This is a genomic window from Rahnella variigena, assembly GCF_003610915.1.
GTDB classification, from domain to species: Bacteria; Pseudomonadota; Gammaproteobacteria; order Enterobacterales; family Enterobacteriaceae; genus Rahnella; species Rahnella variigena.
The window spans coordinates 4,665,661-4,682,215 of sequence record NZ_NSDJ01000001.1 but is presented as its reverse complement, the minus strand read 5'-3'; the positions used below and the strand labels follow the sequence as shown (position 1 = coordinate 4,682,215).

The 16,555-nt window shown below is 51.3% G+C and carries 19 protein-coding genes; 14 read left to right on the top strand and 5 right to left on the bottom strand.

The features are described from left to right. Positions 1 to 51 precede the first annotated feature (51 nt). The 5 genes from cheZ to fliE form a co-directional block, all read right to left on the bottom strand. Complete coding sequence (gene cheZ, locus CKQ54_RS21650) at positions 52 to 696, bottom strand: protein phosphatase CheZ (protein WP_120163527.1); 645 nt, start codon at positions 694 to 696, stop codon at positions 52 to 54. 7 nt (positions 697 to 703) lie between these two features. Beyond that, positions 704 to 1,093: a chemotaxis response regulator CheY gene (gene cheY, locus CKQ54_RS21645; RefSeq protein ID WP_112287676.1), complete on the bottom strand. Its 390-nt coding sequence runs from the start codon at positions 1,091 to 1,093 to the stop codon at positions 704 to 706. 86 nt (positions 1,094 to 1,179) lie between these two features. Next, complete coding sequence (locus CKQ54_RS21640) at positions 1,180 to 2,226, bottom strand: protein-glutamate methylesterase/protein-glutamine glutaminase (RefSeq protein WP_120163528.1); 1,047 nt, start codon at positions 2,224 to 2,226, stop codon at positions 1,180 to 1,182. Then, complete coding sequence (locus CKQ54_RS21635; protein ID WP_120163529.1) at positions 2,226 to 3,041, bottom strand: CheR family methyltransferase; 816 nt, start codon at positions 3,039 to 3,041, stop codon at positions 2,226 to 2,228. Before CKQ54_RS21635 ends, CKQ54_RS21640 begins: the two co-directional genes overlap by 1 nt. Positions 3,042 to 3,268: 227 nt before the next feature. Further along, on the bottom strand, positions 3,269 to 3,604 hold the full coding sequence (fliE, locus tag CKQ54_RS21630) for a flagellar hook-basal body complex protein FliE (protein ID WP_112287673.1): 336 nt from the start codon (positions 3,602 to 3,604) through the stop codon (positions 3,269 to 3,271). Positions 3,605 to 3,882: 278 nt separating this feature from the next. Between fliE and fliF the strand changes: the two genes are divergently transcribed. From fliF to CKQ54_RS21560, 14 genes are all read left to right on the top strand, one after another. After that, positions 3,883 to 5,589: a flagellar basal-body MS-ring/collar protein FliF gene (gene fliF / locus CKQ54_RS21625; protein ID WP_120163530.1), complete on the top strand. Its 1,707-nt coding sequence runs from the start codon at positions 3,883 to 3,885 to the stop codon at positions 5,587 to 5,589. After that, positions 5,589 to 6,575: a flagellar motor switch protein FliG gene (gene fliG / locus CKQ54_RS21620; protein WP_112287671.1), complete on the top strand. Its 987-nt coding sequence runs from the start codon at positions 5,589 to 5,591 to the stop codon at positions 6,573 to 6,575. Before fliF ends, fliG begins: the two co-directional genes overlap by 1 nt. Next, positions 6,562 to 7,275, top strand: coding sequence for a flagellar assembly protein FliH (locus tag CKQ54_RS21615; protein ID WP_113878045.1), 714 nt, complete (start codon positions 6,562 to 6,564; stop codon positions 7,273 to 7,275). The genes fliG and CKQ54_RS21615 overlap by 14 nt, the downstream gene beginning before the upstream one ends. Then, positions 7,272 to 8,648 carry a flagellar protein export ATPase FliI gene (fliI, locus tag CKQ54_RS21610; protein ID WP_113878046.1) on the top strand — a complete coding sequence of 459 codons (1,377 nt, stop codon included), beginning with the start codon at positions 7,272 to 7,274 and terminating at the stop codon, positions 8,646 to 8,648. The genes CKQ54_RS21615 and fliI overlap by 4 nt, the downstream gene beginning before the upstream one ends. A gap of 15 nt (positions 8,649 to 8,663) precedes the next feature. Then, positions 8,664 to 9,113, top strand: coding sequence for a flagellar export protein FliJ (gene fliJ, locus CKQ54_RS21605; RefSeq protein ID WP_112291430.1), 450 nt, complete (start codon positions 8,664 to 8,666; stop codon positions 9,111 to 9,113). Continuing rightward, positions 9,110 to 10,348, top strand: a complete 1,239-nt coding sequence (locus CKQ54_RS21600) for a flagellar hook-length control protein FliK (RefSeq protein WP_244220242.1) — start codon at positions 9,110 to 9,112, stop codon at positions 10,346 to 10,348. The genes fliJ and CKQ54_RS21600 overlap by 4 nt, the downstream gene beginning before the upstream one ends. 149 nt (positions 10,349 to 10,497) lie before the next feature. Next, positions 10,498 to 10,998 (top strand): flagellar basal body-associated protein FliL, encoded by a 501-nt coding sequence (gene fliL / locus CKQ54_RS21595; protein WP_120163531.1) that lies wholly within the window; start codon positions 10,498 to 10,500, stop codon positions 10,996 to 10,998. A gap of 5 nt (positions 10,999 to 11,003) precedes the next feature. After that, the gene (gene fliM, locus CKQ54_RS21590) at positions 11,004 to 12,002 is read left to right on the top strand and encodes a flagellar motor switch protein FliM (RefSeq protein ID WP_112291433.1); all 999 of its coding nucleotides are present in this window, start codon (positions 11,004 to 11,006) and stop codon (positions 12,000 to 12,002) included. A 7-nt stretch (positions 12,003 to 12,009) separates the two neighbouring features. After that, on the top strand, positions 12,010 to 12,399 hold the full coding sequence (gene fliN / locus CKQ54_RS21585) for a flagellar motor switch protein FliN (RefSeq protein ID WP_112291435.1): 390 nt from the start codon (positions 12,010 to 12,012) through the stop codon (positions 12,397 to 12,399). A 5-nt stretch (positions 12,400 to 12,404) separates the two neighbouring features. Further along, the gene (gene fliO, locus CKQ54_RS21580; protein WP_167459656.1) at positions 12,405 to 12,815 is read left to right on the top strand and encodes a flagellar biosynthetic protein FliO; all 411 of its coding nucleotides are present in this window, start codon (positions 12,405 to 12,407) and stop codon (positions 12,813 to 12,815) included. A 113-nt stretch (positions 12,816 to 12,928) separates the two neighbouring features. Then, on the top strand, positions 12,929 to 13,585 hold the full coding sequence (gene fliP / locus CKQ54_RS21575; protein WP_232829978.1) for a flagellar type III secretion system pore protein FliP: 657 nt from the start codon (positions 12,929 to 12,931) through the stop codon (positions 13,583 to 13,585). 42 nt (positions 13,586 to 13,627) lie between these two features. Next, a complete protein-coding gene (gene fliQ, locus CKQ54_RS21570) occupies positions 13,628 to 13,897 on the top strand; it encodes a flagellar biosynthesis protein FliQ (protein ID WP_112291438.1) in 270 nt (89 codons plus the stop codon). 2 nt (positions 13,898 to 13,899) lie between these two features. Continuing rightward, complete coding sequence (gene fliR / locus CKQ54_RS21565; protein WP_120163533.1) at positions 13,900 to 14,679, top strand: flagellar biosynthetic protein FliR; 780 nt, start codon at positions 13,900 to 13,902, stop codon at positions 14,677 to 14,679. A gap of 34 nt (positions 14,680 to 14,713) precedes the next feature. Next, positions 14,714 to 16,390, top strand: a complete 1,677-nt coding sequence (locus CKQ54_RS21560; RefSeq protein WP_120163534.1) for a methyl-accepting chemotaxis protein — start codon at positions 14,714 to 14,716, stop codon at positions 16,388 to 16,390. Positions 16,391 to 16,555 lie beyond the last annotated feature (165 nt).

Below are 16,555 nucleotides of genomic sequence, written 5' to 3'. Positions count from 1 at the left end.
GCAGGGCGGAATGCAGAGAATAAGAGAGGAGGAAACAGAACCGCATGATGTTTAGAATCCCAGCGAATCGAGCAGGTCATCGACCTGATCTTGCGAGGCGACAATGCCTGCCACGGACTGGTTGATCTGCGGCCCGTTTTTCAGGCTGTCTTCCGGCTCGCTGGTGGACGCTGGCATCATGCCCGGCATGTTTTCTACCAGAACCTGAATCAGCTCCTGCTCCACGTTTTCGATAAGCTTCATCATGTTCTGGATGACCTGACCGGTCAGATCCTGAAAGTCCTGAGCCATCATGATTTGCATGAGCTGTTCATTGGTCTGGCGGGCAATCACCGGCGTTTCATCAAGAAAGGTGCGTGTGTCTGCGACCAGTTCCCGCGCCATTGACAGCTCAACCGGATTTTCAAACCAGGTATCCCAGCGTTCTTTCAGGCCGGAAGATTGTTCGCTCAGGGAATCCTGAAGCGGGCGCGCAATTTCCACGCAGGTTAATGCGCGGTCGGCTGCCTGCGAGGTTTTCCCCACGACATAATTCAGACGTTCCCGGGTATCGGGGATCGCTTCCGCCACATCCATAATGGCGCGATCCAGACCCAGATTAGCCACACTGTCGCGCAGGAGACGGGTGAGCTGACCAATGCGGGAAAAAATGTCTTTGAAGTTTTTTGCTGACGCCTGGTTTGTTGTTGTATTCATCCTCTGATTACCATCCCAGTTTTTCGAAGATTTTATTGAGTTTCTCTTCCAGCGTTGCCGCGGTGAAAGGCTTCACCACATATCCGTTTGCGCCAGCCTGTGCCGCCGCAATGATGTTTTCCTTTTTCGCTTCGGCGGTCACCATCAGCACCGGAATCGCTTTCAGTGCATCGTCTTTACGCATTTCCGAAAGCAGTTGCAGGCCATCCAGGTTTGGCATATTCCAGTCACTGATGACGAAGTCGAAGGTCGACGCGCGCAGTTTAGTCAGCGCATCCTGACCGTCTTCGGCCTCTTCAACATTCTTAAATCCCAAATCCTGAAGCAGGTTGCGGACAATGCGGCGCATGGTGGCGAAATCATCGATAACCAAAAAGCGCAAATTTTTATCTGCCATTTACTCGTCCTTAAAGGGTGAAAATTGTGAAAATACAAAACGGTAGAAAAACAAAAGACACCCGATAGCAGGTGCCATAACAGGTGTTAAATTCGCCGGGCCTGACCCACCACCCCGTTGAGGATGTGCTGCGTCATGTCATGTAAATCAGTCACCTCGCACGCCGCGCCCAGCCCGATTGCCTCGCGCGGCATACCAAAGACCACGCAGGTTTTCTCGCTTTGTGCCAGGGTATGCGCGCCGGAGTTGCGCATCTCCAGTAATCCGTGGGCACCGTCACTGCCCATGCCGGTCAGGATTGCGCCCACTGCATTTTTGCCGGCAGATTTGGCGACTGACCGGAAAAGCACATCGACGGAAGGGCGGTGGCGGTTAACCGCCGGAGCCTGATTCAGTCTGATGTGGTAATTCGCGCCGCTGCGGATCAGTTCCATGTGCCGGTCGCCGGGCGCAATGTAGGCATGACCCGGCAGAACGCGGTCGCCGTCCTCACCTTCTTTCACCGAAATCTGGCACAAGTTGTCGAGGCGTTCTGCAAAAGAACGCGTGAAGCCGGGCGGCATATGCTGAGCAATCACGATGCCCGGACTGGTCATCGGCATCGGAAGTAGCACCTGACGCAAGGCTTCGGTACCGCCGGTGGAGGAACCAATCGCAATGATTTTTTCACTGCCGACCAGCGGGCTGGAAATCACCGCAGTGACGTTGGGATGACGGTCCCGGCGGCAGACCAGCACCCGGGAAGCCATGCGGATTTTTTCTGCAATAATTTCCGCATATTGCATCATGCCGTCTTTCAGCCCCATTTCAGGCTTGGTGACAAAATCCAGAGCCCCCAGTTCCAGAGCACTCAGTGTTATTTCCGATCCCCGGCTGGTCAGCGAGGACACCATGATCACCGGCATAGGGCGCAGACGCATCAGGCGTTCCAGAAAGTCCAGACCGTCCATCCGTGGCATTTCCACGTCCAGCGTCAGAACGTCCGGATTAAATCGCTTGATCAAATCCCGGGCAATGATGGGATCCGGTGCTGTGGCCACCATTTCCATATCAGACTGATGATTCACAATGTCACTCATAATGGTGCGAATGAGTGCCGAATCATCAACACAAAGTACTCGTATCTTTTTCATTATTTCTCCCGTGCCAGGGAATACACTGACTGACCACGCAGGCGGAAAGGACCATTCTTACTGTTAAAATGTTCAGAATGGCCGGCGAACAAAATGCCTCCCGGTTTGAGCATGGTGGCGAAGCGTTTCATCAGCTGCTCCTGCGTTTTCTGATCAAAATAGATCATCACGTTACGGCAGAAGATGGCGTCAAACGGTGCCGGAACATCCCAGTTCGGGCTCAGCAAATTAAGGTGCTGGTAGCGGATACTGGCCAGTAATTCTTTTCTGACTTTCACCAGATTTTCCTGATCGCCGGTGCCGCGCAGGAAATAATTTCGCTTCTGTTCAGCGGTTAAACTGTCGAGATCGGACAGGCGATACACCGCATTCGTGGCTTTCTGTAATACTTCTGTGTCGATATCCGTTGCCCAGACTCGCGGTCCTGCCACAGGACGCCCCAAAGTTTCATCCAGCGTCATGGCGATGGAACAAGGCTCTTCACCGGTCGATGCTGCGGTACACCACACGGTGTAATTTGGCCGGTTGCGCGCATGTTCTGCCAGAATAGGGAAGTGATAAGACTCCCTGAAAAATGACGTCAGGTTGGTGGTCAGCGCATTAATAAATAGCTGCCATTCCGGGCTGTTCTGATTGGATTCCAGGCGACTCACATAATCAGCAAAACGGGTTAATTTCAGTTCACGTAGCCTGCGGGACAAACGGTTATAGACCATGTCACGCTTCTGGCTATTTAATACAATCCCTGCGCGTTGATAGATAAGCTCTGCAATCTTTTGCAAATCTTTATCGGAGAGTTCTTCCTGAAGTCGCATATTTCAATTGTTCAACTGTTACTGATGGAATTTAATTCCCAAAGGGATAATAACTGACATATCTGCCTGCATATTCCCCAATTGATAAGGAAGGTGATGATCTCCTGTAGGTTGGTACGGCAGATATTGACAGCGAAGAAATAAAAAATGACCAGCCGGCCATATTGAACATATTTCTTAAAAGAGGTTTTTTTCCGATACTGTTATGTCATCAGATAACACGTCTTTTAAACAGACATACTCATGACTTCCTGATAAGCACTGACCATTTTATTTCGCACCTGGATACCCAGATTAAGTGCCACAGACGATTTCTGCATGGATATCATGACATCGTTCAGCCCGATGTCGGTCGCACCGGTCATGTAGTCCTGCGCCTGTGTCTTGGCGGTGTTCTGCACCTGGCTGATATTGTTAATACTGTCGAATAAAATGTCTGAAAATTGTAATTTTTTCTCAACATTTTTATTATCAGAAATGAACGGTGTTTTTTGTGTGGCCGACGTTTGCTGTGCCTGGAAGCTAATTTGATCCAGAACGCCTTTCATCGATTGAATAGACATCAGAAATTCCTTTATATCGGCTTAATAAGCTCGCCGTTATTCTCTCTGTGGGTTTTTAATAACTGCAGCGTAACATAAGGTCATGTAAATAAAATAATGCGAATAGCTGACAGAAGTTTCAGCTTATTGATGTTTAAAAAAAACGCAATTAGAAGATAATACGCGACTGGAAATCTGTCTGTGTATTTACTGCTTCGCTTTCTCTTATCCGTATCCGGAGTGCTGATTCGCAACAATACGCCTGCATTGCGTCATTTATTTTTTTACAGGACTACGGCATGAATGCCACAACAAACGGTATTAAAAACAAAAGTACAGCTAATCTGATGGCAGCATTAGAACGTTTACGTTCGAGTCCTAAAATTATATTGCTCATCAGCGCGTCTGCGGCAATTTCAATCATTATTGCCCTGATCTTCTGGGCGAAATCGCCAGATTATCGCGTCCTGTACAGCAATATCAGCGATCAGGATGGCGGCGCTATCGTGGCGCAATTAACGCAAATGAATGTGCCTTACCGCTTTCAGGAACGCGGCGGGGCGATCATGGTACCTGAGGATAAAGTTCACGAAGCACGGCTGACCCTCGCCCAGCTCGGTTTGCCGAAGGGCGGCGCCGTGGGTTTCGAATTGCTCGATCAGGAAAAATTTGGCATCAGCCAGTTCAGTGAGCAGGTTAACTACCAGCGCGCGCTGGAGGGCGAACTTGCCCGGACCATTGAAACGCTCGGCACGGTACAGAATGCCCGCGTGCATCTGGCTATGCCAAAACCTTCTATGTTTGTCCGCGAACAGAAGCCACCTTCTGCGGCGGTCACCGTGACGCTGAACAACGGACGCACGCTGGATTCCGGGCAGGTGAATGCGATCACGTATCTGATTTCCAGCGCAGTGCCGGGGCTGAATGCCGATAACGTTACCATCGTCGATCAGAGCGGACGCTTGCTGACCCAAAGTGGCGGTCAGGCGATGCAGACGACGCAGCTCAAATACACCAGCGAAGTCGAAGCGGATTACCAGCAGCGTATCCAGACGATCCTCGCCACGATTGTCGGGCGCAATAACGTTAAGGCGCAGGTGACTGCACAGATTGATTTCACTCAGCACGAACAAACCGCCGAGCAATACCAGCCCAATTCATCGCCGGACAAAATGGCGATCCGCAGCCGCCAGACCAGTGATGCCGAACAGGGCAGCAAAAATGGCGTCGGTGGTGTGCCGGGGGCGCTGAGCAATCAGCCACCTGTGCCGGCGACCGCGCCCATTACCCAGCCGCCGGTAGCGAATCAACCTGCGCAGGGGGCCAATGCGGCAAACAACAACGCCACTCAGGCGGCAGGCACGGCTGAAACGACAGTGGCTACGCCGATGCCGTTTAACAACCGCAAAGACAACACCACTAACTATGAGCTCGACCGCACGCTGACGCACATCAAGCGCAGTACCGGCAGCATCGAACGGCTTTCTGTTGCCGTGGTCGTCAACTATCTGCCGGGTAAAGACGGCACGCCGGTGGCGTTAACGCCGGAGCAACTGGAGCAGGTGAATGCGCTGGTGAAAGAGACGATGGGGTATTCCGCCGCCCGTGGCGACACCATCAACATTGTGAACTCGCCCTTTACCCCGGTGGAAGAAGAACCAGCACCGCCGTTCTGGAAACAGGAAGGCTTCATCAACCTGCTGATGTCTGCCGCCCGTTATCTGCTGATTGCCCTCGTGGCCTGGTTCCTGTGGCGTAAAGCCGTGCAGCCTGCCTGGCTGCGCAATCAGGAACTGGTGTTGCAACGGCTGGAACTTGAGAAACAGGCACGTCAGGAAGAACTGGATGCCAGCGCACGCCGTGCAGAAAGCGGCGCGAGAGCCAAGGCCGAGCAGCGCGTTGAAACGGAACTTAATACCCAGAGCCTGCGCGAACTGGCACAGCAGGAGCCACGGGTTATTGCACTGGTCATTCGCCAGTGGATGAATAAGGAGATGAAGTCCTGATGAATGCCTCAGATAAAAGTGCGATCGTCATGCTGACGCTCGGTGACGGGCTGGCGGCCGAGGTGTTCAAGCACCTCAACACCCATGAAGTCAAACTGATCAGTAGTTCAATGGTCAATATGGGCGGCTTCACTCACGAGCAACTGGCCGAAGTTCTGAAGGAATTCCAGCGGGATTCCAGTGAATACGCGGCACTGAGCGTGAATACCAATGAGTATCTGCGCAGTGTGCTGGTGAAGGCGCTGGGCGAAGAGCGTGCCTCAAGCCTGCTCGAGGACTTGCTGGATAGCCAGCAGGGCACCAACGGTATCGAGACGCTCAACTTTATGGAGCCGCAGACCGTCTTCGACCTGATCCGCGACGAACACCCGCAGATTATTGCCACCATTCTGGTTCACCTCAAACGCGGTCAGGCTGCGGATGTGCTGAGTAAATTCGATGACCGCGAACGTAACGACATTATGTTGCGTATCGCTACCTTCGGCGGCGTTCAGCCTGCTGCCTTGCAGGAACTGACCGAAGTGCTCAACGGTCTGCTGCACGGTCAGAATCTCAAGCGCAGCAAAATGGGCGGTGTACGTCCTGCGGCGGAAATTCTCAACCTGATGAAATCTCAGCAGGAAGAGGCGGCTATCGAAGCCGTTCGCGAGTTCGATCAGGAACTGGCGCAGAAGATTATCGACGAGATGTTCCTGTTCGAAAATCTTGTGGAAATCGAAGACCGCAGCATTCAGCGCATCCTGCAGGAAATCGAAAACGAATCACTTATCGTTGCCCTCAAAGGTGCCGAAGGGCCGCTGCGTGAGAAGTTCTTCCGCAATATGTCCCGTCGCCAGGCTGACATCATGAAAGAGGATCTGGGTTCACGCGGTCCGATCCGTATGTCTCAGGTGGAAGCCGAGCAGAAGAGCATTTTGCTGATTGTCCGCCGTCTGGCAGAAACCGGCGAAGTGGTGATTGGAGGAAGCGAAGATGCCTACGTCTGATCGCGAAACGCAGCCTGACTGGCAGGTCTGGAAGCCGCAGAACCTGCTGGACGATTTCAGCCAGCCTGAACATGACATTATTGATACGCCGGGAACCTATCAGTCTGATGAATTATTGCAGGCCGAGTTATCCCGCATCCGCCAGCAGGCCGAACAAAAAGGCTTTGCGCAAGGGCAGGCACGCGGTGTGGAAGAAGGAAAAAAACAGGGGCACGAGGCGGGATTTGCTCAGGGTCACAAAGAAGGTTTTGAACAGGGTCTGGCTGAGGCAGGCGCGCAGCAGCGTGAAACCGGCGAGCATTTTGCCCGGCTGCTGGAGGAGTTCAAAATTGCCCTCAGCAACCTCGACAGCGTGATCCCGTCGCGTCTGGTGCAGTTGTCGCTGACGGCGGCACGCTCCATTCTGGGCAAAAATATCACCTGCGATAATGACGTCTTGCTGGAGAAAATTCAGCAGCTGTTACAGCAGGAAACGCTGTTCAAGGGCACCGCGATTCTGTGGGTCAATCCTGATGATCTGGCGCTGGTTCAGGATAACGTCGGTAAATCACTGGCGTCGATGGGCTGGGATATCCGTGGCGACGCGCAGATCTTGCCGGGCGGATGCCGGATCACGTCGGAAGAAGGCGAGTTCGATGCGACCATGAATACCCGCTGGCAGGAACTGTGCGAGCTGAGTCGTGAGGATTATCTGGCATGACGATGCGTCTCGCAAAATGGCTGGAGGCTATCGACAGAAAAGAGAAGCTGATGACCTCGCTGCCGCCTTTTCGCCAGTACGGCAAATTAACCCGCGCCACCGGACTGGTGATGGAAGCCGTCGGGCTGAAACTGCCCATTGGCACATTGTGCATCGTGGAACGTCATTCCCGCGAAGGCGTGGATAAAGTCGAAAGCGAAGTGGTCGGCTTTAACGGCCAGATTTTGTATCTGATGCCGCTGGAAAATGTCGATGGCATTTTACCGGGCGCACGGGTTTATGCGCTTGAAAGCGGGGAAGGAGCCAGCAAAGGCAAGCAATTGCCGCTGGGCAGAGAACTGCTGGGACGCGTGCTGGATGCCAGCGCCCGTCCGCTCGATGGCCTGCCGCCGCCCGTCACGGCACAACACGGCCCGCTGTTTACGCCGCCAGTGAATCCGCTGTTACGTGACCCGATTAAAAATGTGCTGGACGTCGGCGTCCGTGCGATTAACGGCCTGCTGACCGTCGGTCGTGGTCAGCGTATGGGGCTGTTTGCCGGTTCCGGCGTCGGGAAAAGTGTGCTGCTGGGCATGATGGCCCGTTATACCAAAGCCGATGTGATTGTCGTCGGCCTGATTGGTGAACGTGGCCGCGAAGTGAAAGACTTCATCGAAAATATTCTCGGCGAAGAAGGTCGCAAGCGTTCTGTGGTGATTGCCGCCCCGGCGGACGTTTCACCGATCCTGCGTATGCAGGGCGCGGTGTATGCCACGCGTATCGCCGAAGATTTTCGCGACAACGGGCTGGATGTCCTGCTGATCATGGATTCCCTGACCCGCTATGCGATGGCGCAGCGTGAGATCGCGCTGGCCATCGGTGAACCTCCGGCGACCAAAGGGTATCCGCCTTCTGTGTTTGCGAAATTACCGGCACTGGTTGAACGTGCGGGGAATGGCGTGAAAGAAGGGGGGTCGATCACCGCGTTTTACACCGTTCTGACGGAAGGCGACGATCAGCAGGATCCGATCGCCGACTCCGCCCGTGCGATCCTCGACGGACACATTGTGCTGTCGCGTCGTCTGGCTGAATCCGGCCATTATCCGGCCATTGATATTGAAGCCTCCATCAGCCGTGCGATGACCGAGCTTATCGAGCCGGTGCATTACAAAAAAGTCCAAAACTTCAAGCAGTTGCTTTCCTCGTATCAGCGTAACCGTGACCTGGTCAGCGTCGGGGCTTACGCGGCGGGCAGCGATCCGCTGCTGGATAAAGCCATTCGCCTGTACCCGCAGATGGAAGCCTATTTACAGCAGGCGATCTACGAGAGCAGCGGTTATCAGGAAGCGGGCGACAAGCTTGATGCCATTTTTTCAGACCAACCCAAAGCCTGAGGTGACTAATTAATTATGGCTATCACCAATCCGATGGATTTTCTGCGTGAACTTGCAGAGCAAACACTGACAGATACCACCGCTGAGCTGGGCAAAGTTCAGCAGGCTTATACGCTGGCGGCGACACAACTCGGTCAGCTGGAAAGTTTCGAACTGGAATATCAGCAACAGCTTCGGGCGACGGTGTCCGGTAAAGGGATCCCGGTGGCTGATTTGCTCAACCGCCAGTCTTTCATTGATTCGCTGGGAAATGTCGTTAAGCAGCAGGCGAATCAGGTGCAGAAATGCCAGAACACGGTCAATGAAACACTGCTGACCTGGCGCCACGATAAGCAGCGTCTCAATGCGTTTGAAACCCTTAAAAGCCGGGCAGACGACGTACGGATGCTGAAAGAAAACCGACAGGAGCAAAAGCTCATGGATGAATTTGCGCAGCGTGCCTGCATGGGAAGAGAACTTTTATGATTGTCCAGGCCAGCTCTGTCGTCAGCGGTGTAACCCCAACTAAAATGCCGGAAAAAGGCACCACGCCTGAAACCGGTGAGGCGAATTTCGCGACCTCTCTCGAAAAAGCCTATCCGACCAAACCGGCCTTGCCCGCGAAGGATACGAAGACGACGCAACCTGATACGCCACAGCCCGATAATACCCGTGCAGAAGCTGAACCGCTGCCGGTGCCTGTTCCCGTACCCGTACTGCCCGCTGAGTTACCACCGGTGGATCTGATCACGGATATGCCGCAACCGGCACCCGAAGTGCAGACGCCTGAGACGCCTTTTGTTGATCCGCAACTTTTGGCTTTGCAGCAAATCGTTACGCAGAATGCTGCCGTGCCTGTGCAACCGGCACCCACGACTGACGCTCCGGTGATGCCAGCTCAGGCGGATCCGGTAGCTGAAGTCCAGGCTGCACTTAGCCAGGAACGTCCGGGCAGTGCGTTTATGATGCCGGAAAGCATGAAGCCGAAAGCCGTCTCACAGGCTGCACTGGCCGCACAGGCTTCGCTGGAAGGCAAGCAGGGAACCGATAAGACCAGCGCCGATCAGCATAAGGATTTTCTGTCTGTGATGACGAAAACCGACGCCGCGCCAAAAGAGCCAGCCTCCGCACCGGCCAGATTTGAACTGAATCCGGCACTGCCGGTGAGACAGGAAAGCTCCGCATTGCCGACACCGGAAACCGGCCTGCGACCGCATGTTACGCCAGTCAGCGAGCTGACGGTTGCTCCGGCAACAGGCGTCACGACGTCTCCGGCGGTGATTAATCAGGCGCTGGGCACCCCGGCGTGGCAACAGGCCGTAGGGCAGCAGCTGGCTTATTTTTCACGTAACGGCATTCACAATGCGGAGTTACGCCTTCATCCCGAAGAGTTAGGCGCGCTGCAAATCAGCCTGCGGTTGAATAACGATCAGGCGCAGCTGCATTTTGTCACCGAGAACCATCAGGTGCGTGCTGCACTGGAAGCGGCGATGCCGCATTTGCGTACATCACTGGCGGAGTCGGGGATCAATCTGGGACAAAGCAGTGTCGGCGCTGACTCTTCTTCTTCGTCGTGGAGTGCTTCCGCGCAGTCCGACGGATCATCCGGCCGGGGAACCACAGAAGATGACGGACAGGAGAATGCGCATCTGGCCGATGACAAGCCGGAAATAAGTAACAAAACTCTCCATTATTCCAACGGTATTAATACATTTGTTTGACATAAAAATTTATAGAGCGAATTGGCAACACTAATTTCATTTCTTTCGTGAATTGTTCTGGTGTCCGACTGTAATAGAATGCACGGCTTATCAGAGCATCTATTACGGCCTGTTCGCCGGCTTATTTTTACAACAGGGTTTTCCAGATAATGTCCAAGAAGAACCAGAAGGCCAGCGGGGGTGGGAAAAAAAGTTCCCTGGCTATGTTATTAATGATGCTTATTGCTGTGGGAGCATGTGCTTTTGCGGGCTATACATTTTACGAAATGAAGAATATGAAAGCCGGAGCAAAGGGTGATGCTCCGGCGAAGGTAAAAAATGCGGCGCCAGCGGTGCCGGTATATGTGCAGATGGACACCTTCACCGTCAGTCTGAAACCGGAAGCGAATGATTCAGACCGCGTGCTGTATATTGGTCTCACGCTGAGGGTAAAAGACGCGGAATCGAAGTCCTTGCTGGAAGAATATATGCCGGAAGTCCGGAGTCGTTTATTAATTCTTTTAGCACATCAGACGGCAACAGATATCTCTTCTGATGAAGGTAAGACCGGATTAACAGAGAAAATAAAAGAGACCGTCAGCAAACCTCTCGCACCGAATCACAGTGCGGTAGTGACTGATGTATTATTTAACGCATTCATCTTACGGTAATTTCTATGTCTGACAGTATATTATCTCAGGCTGAAATTGACCGCCTTTTAAATGGCGGCAGCAACGCAGAAAGCGAGACCACTGCTAACAATGCAGTGCAGGATGACGGGATCAAACCCTATGATCCGAATACTCAGCGTCGCGTCGTTCGTGAACGGTTGCATTCACTTGAGATCATTAACGAACGTTTTGCACGACAGTTTCGTATGGGACTGTTTAATCTTCTGCGTCGAAGCCCGGATATCACTGCCGGAAGCATTAAAATTCAACCGTATCATGAGTTTGCCCGTAATCTTCCGGTGCCGACCAACCTTAATCTGGTGCATATGAATCCGTTGCGCGGGACGGCGTTATTTGTCTTCTCGCCCAATCTGGTGTTCATGGCGGTGGATAATTTATTTGGCGGAGACGGACGTTTTCCTACCAAAGCGGACGGCCGTGAATTCACACCGACCGAACAGCGCGTGATAAACCGGATGCTGACGATGGCGCTGGAGGCGTACGATTTTGCCTGGAGTTCCATCTTTAAACTGAAAACGGAATATGTCCGCGCAGAAATACAGGTGAAATTCACCAATATTACGTCGTCACCTAACGATATTGTGGTGACCACGCCTTTTTATGTCGAAATTGGCCCGCACCGGGGCGAATTTGATATTTGTATTCCGTTTAGCATTATCGAGCCTTTGCGCGAATTACTGACGAATCCGCCAATGGAAAATTCCAAACAGGAAGACCGGCAATGGCGGAGTACGCTTGCTTCTCAGGTCAGAGACACTGAACTTGAGCTGGTGGCGAATTTCTCCGACATTTCCACCCGCCTTTCGCAAGTTATGAATATGCAGAAAGGGGATATTATTCCCATTGATAAAAAAGAGAGCATTGAAGCTCGTGTTGATGGCGTTCCTGTATTCTCGGGAAAATATGGTTGTGTCAATAACCAATATGCTCTGAAAGTAGAGCAAATGATGAATCCCGCTTTATTATCTTTAAAAAAGGAGTAATTCCCCAATGACTGACACTACAACTTCGGGCGGTTCTGACAAAGAATCCATCGATGATCTTTGGGGTGATGCGATGAGTGAACAACAAGCCGCGGATAACTCCTCCACAAAAGAGGCACAGGTGACAAATTTTTCAGAGGATCTCAATCTGATCCTCGATATTCCGGTCAAAATGACGGTGGAATTAGGCCGGACAAAAATGACGATCAAGGAATTATTACGTCTGAGCCAGGGATCGGTTGTTTCTCTGGAAGGTCTGGCGGGTGAACCCCTGGATATTCTGATTAATGGTTATCTGATTGCTCAGGGTGAAGTAGTGGTGGTTTCCGATAAATTCGGCGTACGCATTACCGATATTATTACGCCTTCAGAGCGGATGTATCGCCTGAGCAGGTAATGATGATGCAGACTACCCCGCAGCCCCACACTCAGACCCTTCCTTCGACTGTCGATACGGCCATGCCCGGTTCAATCCTGGTGAACGTCGGCGGTGCGCTGGTGCTGATACTGATGATCATTGCCGTATTCGCCTGGCTTGCACGTCGCACAGGGTTTGCCCGCAATCACCCTAAAAGCAACCAGATACTTTCTGTGGTGGCCAGTCATTCTCTGGGGCAGCGCGAGCGTGTAGTCGTCATTGATATGAATGATAAAAGAGTCTTGCTTGGCGTCACGCCGGGCCAGATCAGTTGTCTCGCCACGTTTGATAAGACACCGGATGAAGGTGCAACACAGGTTGTATCAGCGTCTGTCGATTTCCAGTCCACGCTGATGAATCTGCTGAAAAAACGTAAAACGGAGCCGGCGGAATGAGTTTATTTTCACGTCACAATTCCCGCCGGTGGCTGCCTTCGGGACTGTTTCTTTTAATGATTGTCGGGCTGATGTTACCTGCCCGTGATGTTTTTGCTGCCAACGGCGATGTGATGCTGACCCGTTCAGCCGATGGGGAAAGCTGGTCACTGCCGGTGCAGACACTGGTTCTGCTGACCTCACTCACTTTCCTGCCCGCAATCCTGCTGATGATGACCGGTTTTACCCGGGTGATCATCGTGTTAGGGCTATTGCGCAATGCACTCGGTACGCCCTCTACGCCGCCCAATCAGGTCTTGCTGGGGCTGGCGCTGTTCCTGACGTTTTATGTGATGTCTCCGGTCTTTAATCAGATCTACAAAGACGCCTGGCAGCCTTTATCGGAAGATAAAATCAGCATGGAAACCGCGCTGGAACGAGGCGTTCAGCCACTGCGCAGATTTATGCTGGAACAAACCCGCGAAACCGATCTGGCGCTGTATACGCGCATGGCTAAAGAAGAAAACTTCCAAAGTAAGGAAGAAGTGCCTCTGCGCATTTTACTGCCCGCCTTCGTGACCAGTGAATTGAAAACCGGTTTCCAGATTGGCTTCACCGTTTTCATACCTTTCCTGATTATCGATCTGGTGGTCGCCAGCGTACTGATGGCGCTGGGCATGATGATGGTTCCCCCTGCGACCATTTCGCTGCCTTTCAAACTGATGCTGTTTGTTCTGGTGGATGGCTGGCAATTACTGATGGGCTCACTGGCACAAAGTTTCTTTAGTTAAGCCGTGAAAAGTTAAAAAGTTAACCGTTAAACAGGACGAAAAATGACACCGGAAAGTGTAATGGCGATGGGGTTTCAGGCCATGAAAGTCGGGTTAATGATTGCGGCACCTTTGTTATTTGCCGCATTGTTCACCGGATTGCTGGTCAGCATATTTCAGGCATCCACGCAAATTAATGAAATGACATTATCATTTATTCCAAAAATACTGATGATCGTGACTGTCGGTATTCTGATGGGGCCGTGGATGCTAAATCTGTTTCTGGATTATATGCGCACGCTCTTTACTAATTTGCCGTACGTCATCGGATAGTTATGCTTACGTTGTCCGTTGCCAGCTTATATGCCGTCATGAACCAGTATTTCTGGCCAATGCTGCGGGTGCTGGCTTTATTCACGACCGCGCCAATTTTTAATGAGCAGGGCATCGGGAAGAAAGCCAAGATAGGGTTGGCGATCGTGATTTCATTACTGATAGGACAACATCAGCCCAACACGCACATTGAAATTTTTTCTTTCGCCGGATTATGGGTAGGCGCGCAACAGTTCATTATCGGTGCAGCCATCGGGCTGACGGTGCAGTTTATTTTCGTGGCCGTGCGTAATGCCGGGGAGATTATCGGTCTGCAAATGGGATTATCCTTTGCCACATTTTTTGACCCGGCAGCGGGGGGAAATATGCCGGTGATTTCCCGCATCCTGAATTTGCTCGTGACGTTGCTGTTTCTGACTTTTAATGGTCATTTATGGATGCTTAATACCCTGGCGGACAGTTTTATATTACTGCCAGTCAGTGCAACGCCGATCAACGCAGATGGTTTGTTAGCGATTACTTACACCGCCGGAATGGTCTTTAAATGCGGGCTGATGCTGGGGCTACCCATTATCACTCTGCTTCTGACACTGAATTTGACGCTGGGACTGCTTAACCGCCTGACGCCTCAGCTTTCCATCTTTGTCGTCGGTTTTCCGCTGACGCTGAGTATTGGCATGATAGCGATGTCGATGATCATGTACACCCTTGCGCCGTTTTTTGAAAATATGATGGAAGATATTTTTGAGCAACTGACAAAAATAATCCTTCTGTTGACCTGAATTTTTTATATAGTAGATTATTGCAGAGGCTTTAATGGCATCCTTCAAAATATCGACCCTGATCAAGACTATTTTATTCCTGCTTTGCTTTATCCTGGTGATCACCTCGGTTTTTTCATTTAAATCCATGTCACAAGCCAGTGATTCTTTCAATGAAATGAAAACGCTGTCTCAAAATCTTAGAGAGTTACGCCGCATGAGTGCATTTCTTGGCTCTGTTCGCGGGGATATTAACTATGTGTACAATGACCCGACGGCTTCTCATGAGGTACTGGCAGAAAAAGCAGCAGTAATTTCTGAAGGAATTAAAAATGCACAGCGTCATGCCAGTAATTTTCAGCGCGCTGCTGAAAACAGTGAAGAGGGCAAAGTTTTTTCGAACAATGTTTATAATAAATTTAACGCATTAATTGAAAACTACACCAATAATATGCGTTCTCTCGAAGCTTACAACAATACCGGCTTCGATAACGGCAAGCTGGAAAATGCGCTGGATGACGCAGTACAGGAATACGCAGATTATAGCGTGAAGGTTGAGAGCAATATTACTGACAAGTTTTCTGCAGACCGTCTTGCATTCCTGATCACCTCAGGAATTCTTCTGGCATTGACTGTCTGTATCTCATGTCTGTCATTTATTCTTATCAAACGATTTGTGTTCAATCGTCTGCAAACAGCGTCATCCATGCTGGATAAAATCAGCTCCGGCGAGTTGTTCCATGAGTTTGAAACAGGGGCTCGCAACGAAATTGGTGTGATGCTGGAATCGCTGCAGAACATGAAAGGATCACTGAGCGGGATTATTACTTCCGTCCGTCTTACATCGGGTAACATCAGAACCGATGCTTCGGAAATCGATACCGGTAACCACGATCTGGCTTCCCGAACTGAAGAACAAGCCAGCGCACTGCAACAGACCGCCGCGAGCATGGAAGAAATTAAAACCACCGTGTCTAACAATGCTGAAAATGCACGTCAGGCAAACCTGCTGTCTCAGCAGGCACGTACCACTGCGGATAACGGATCTTCGGTGATGGCCAATGTGGTTTCCACAATGGATAAAATTTCCAAAAGTGCCCGCAAAATTTCTGAAATCAATGGCGTGATTGATGGCATTGCCAATCAGACGAATATTCTGGCACTGAATGCCGCGGTTGAAGCTGCGCGTGCCGGTGAGCAGGGCCGCGGTTTCTCCGTTGTCGCCAGTGAAGTTCGCAATCTTGCAGCCCGCAGTGCCGATGCGGCAAAAGAAATTAACCTGCTGATCAATGAGTCTGTTAAAAACGTCGATGACGGTGCGCGCCTGATAGAAGATGCAGGTAAAACGATGCATGAGATTGTCACGTCCGTCACCCACGTCAGCAATATCATGCAGGAAATAACCCAGGCTTCTGAAGAACAAAGTACAGGTGTTTCCCAGATAGCGATGGCAGTGAATGAAATGGATTTAGCCACTCAGCAGAATGCGGCAATGGTGGAAGAATCATCCGTAATCACTCAAAACCTAAATAATAATGCCCGGCACCTGTTTGATATCGTCTCCTTCTTCCGTGTGGAAAAAGCCGATAATGCAACACAGCCAGTGATGGAGGAGTCTGCCCACGGAGAACCTGTCCGTAAGACGGGCCGGATTAAGAAAAACACTCAGGTGAAAGAACCTGTATTTAAAAAAGACGTCAGCACAACGGAAGGTGCCTGGACCGAATTTTAATTAATTTGATGACTCACGTTATTACCGGAAGAGGCAGATATGTCTCTTCCGTTTTTTTTACCTGATAACTCTATTTGGTCGTTAAGTTGTCATCTTTTCAAACAATGGACTCTTGGGTTCTGATGATAAAATACCCCCATATTATTACTGTGTAAAAAATAAGGC

What these genes read in the sequence shown, in the direction of transcription:
- cheZ (WP_120163527.1), bottom strand. Translation starts at nt 696, where the DNA reads ATGAATACAACAACAAACCAGGCGTCAGCAAAAAACTTCAAAGACATT.
- cheY (WP_112287676.1), bottom strand. Translation starts at nt 1,093, where the DNA reads ATGGCAGATAAAAATTTGCGCTTTTTGGTTATCGATGATTTCGCCACC.
- CKQ54_RS21640 (WP_120163528.1), bottom strand. Translation starts at nt 2,226, where the DNA reads ATGAAAAAGATACGAGTACTTTGTGTTGATGATTCGGCACTCATTCGC.
- CKQ54_RS21635 (WP_120163529.1), bottom strand. Translation starts at nt 3,041, where the DNA reads ATGCGACTTCAGGAAGAACTCTCCGATAAAGATTTGCAAAAGATTGCA.
- fliE (WP_112287673.1), bottom strand. Translation starts at nt 3,604, where the DNA reads ATGTCTATTCAATCGATGAAAGGCGTTCTGGATCAAATTAGCTTCCAG.
- fliF (WP_120163530.1), top strand. Translation starts at nt 3,883, where the DNA reads ATGAATGCCACAACAAACGGTATTAAAAACAAAAGTACAGCTAATCTG.
- fliG (WP_112287671.1), top strand. Translation starts at nt 5,589, where the DNA reads ATGAATGCCTCAGATAAAAGTGCGATCGTCATGCTGACGCTCGGTGAC.
- CKQ54_RS21615 (WP_113878045.1), top strand. Translation starts at nt 6,562, where the DNA reads ATGCCTACGTCTGATCGCGAAACGCAGCCTGACTGGCAGGTCTGGAAG.
- fliI (WP_113878046.1), top strand. Translation starts at nt 7,272, where the DNA reads ATGACGATGCGTCTCGCAAAATGGCTGGAGGCTATCGACAGAAAAGAG.
- fliJ (WP_112291430.1), top strand. Translation starts at nt 8,664, where the DNA reads ATGGCTATCACCAATCCGATGGATTTTCTGCGTGAACTTGCAGAGCAA.
- CKQ54_RS21600 (WP_244220242.1), top strand. Translation starts at nt 9,110, where the DNA reads ATGATTGTCCAGGCCAGCTCTGTCGTCAGCGGTGTAACCCCAACTAAA.
- fliL (WP_120163531.1), top strand. Translation starts at nt 10,498, where the DNA reads ATGTCCAAGAAGAACCAGAAGGCCAGCGGGGGTGGGAAAAAAAGTTCC.
- fliM (WP_112291433.1), top strand. Translation starts at nt 11,004, where the DNA reads ATGTCTGACAGTATATTATCTCAGGCTGAAATTGACCGCCTTTTAAAT.
- fliN (WP_112291435.1), top strand. Translation starts at nt 12,010, where the DNA reads ATGACTGACACTACAACTTCGGGCGGTTCTGACAAAGAATCCATCGAT.
- fliO (WP_167459656.1), top strand. Translation starts at nt 12,405, where the DNA reads ATGCAGACTACCCCGCAGCCCCACACTCAGACCCTTCCTTCGACTGTC.
- fliP (WP_232829978.1), top strand. Translation starts at nt 12,929, where the DNA reads ATGCTGACCCGTTCAGCCGATGGGGAAAGCTGGTCACTGCCGGTGCAG.
- fliQ (WP_112291438.1), top strand. Translation starts at nt 13,628, where the DNA reads ATGACACCGGAAAGTGTAATGGCGATGGGGTTTCAGGCCATGAAAGTC.
- fliR (WP_120163533.1), top strand. Translation starts at nt 13,900, where the DNA reads ATGCTTACGTTGTCCGTTGCCAGCTTATATGCCGTCATGAACCAGTAT.
- CKQ54_RS21560 (WP_120163534.1), top strand. Translation starts at nt 14,714, where the DNA reads ATGGCATCCTTCAAAATATCGACCCTGATCAAGACTATTTTATTCCTG.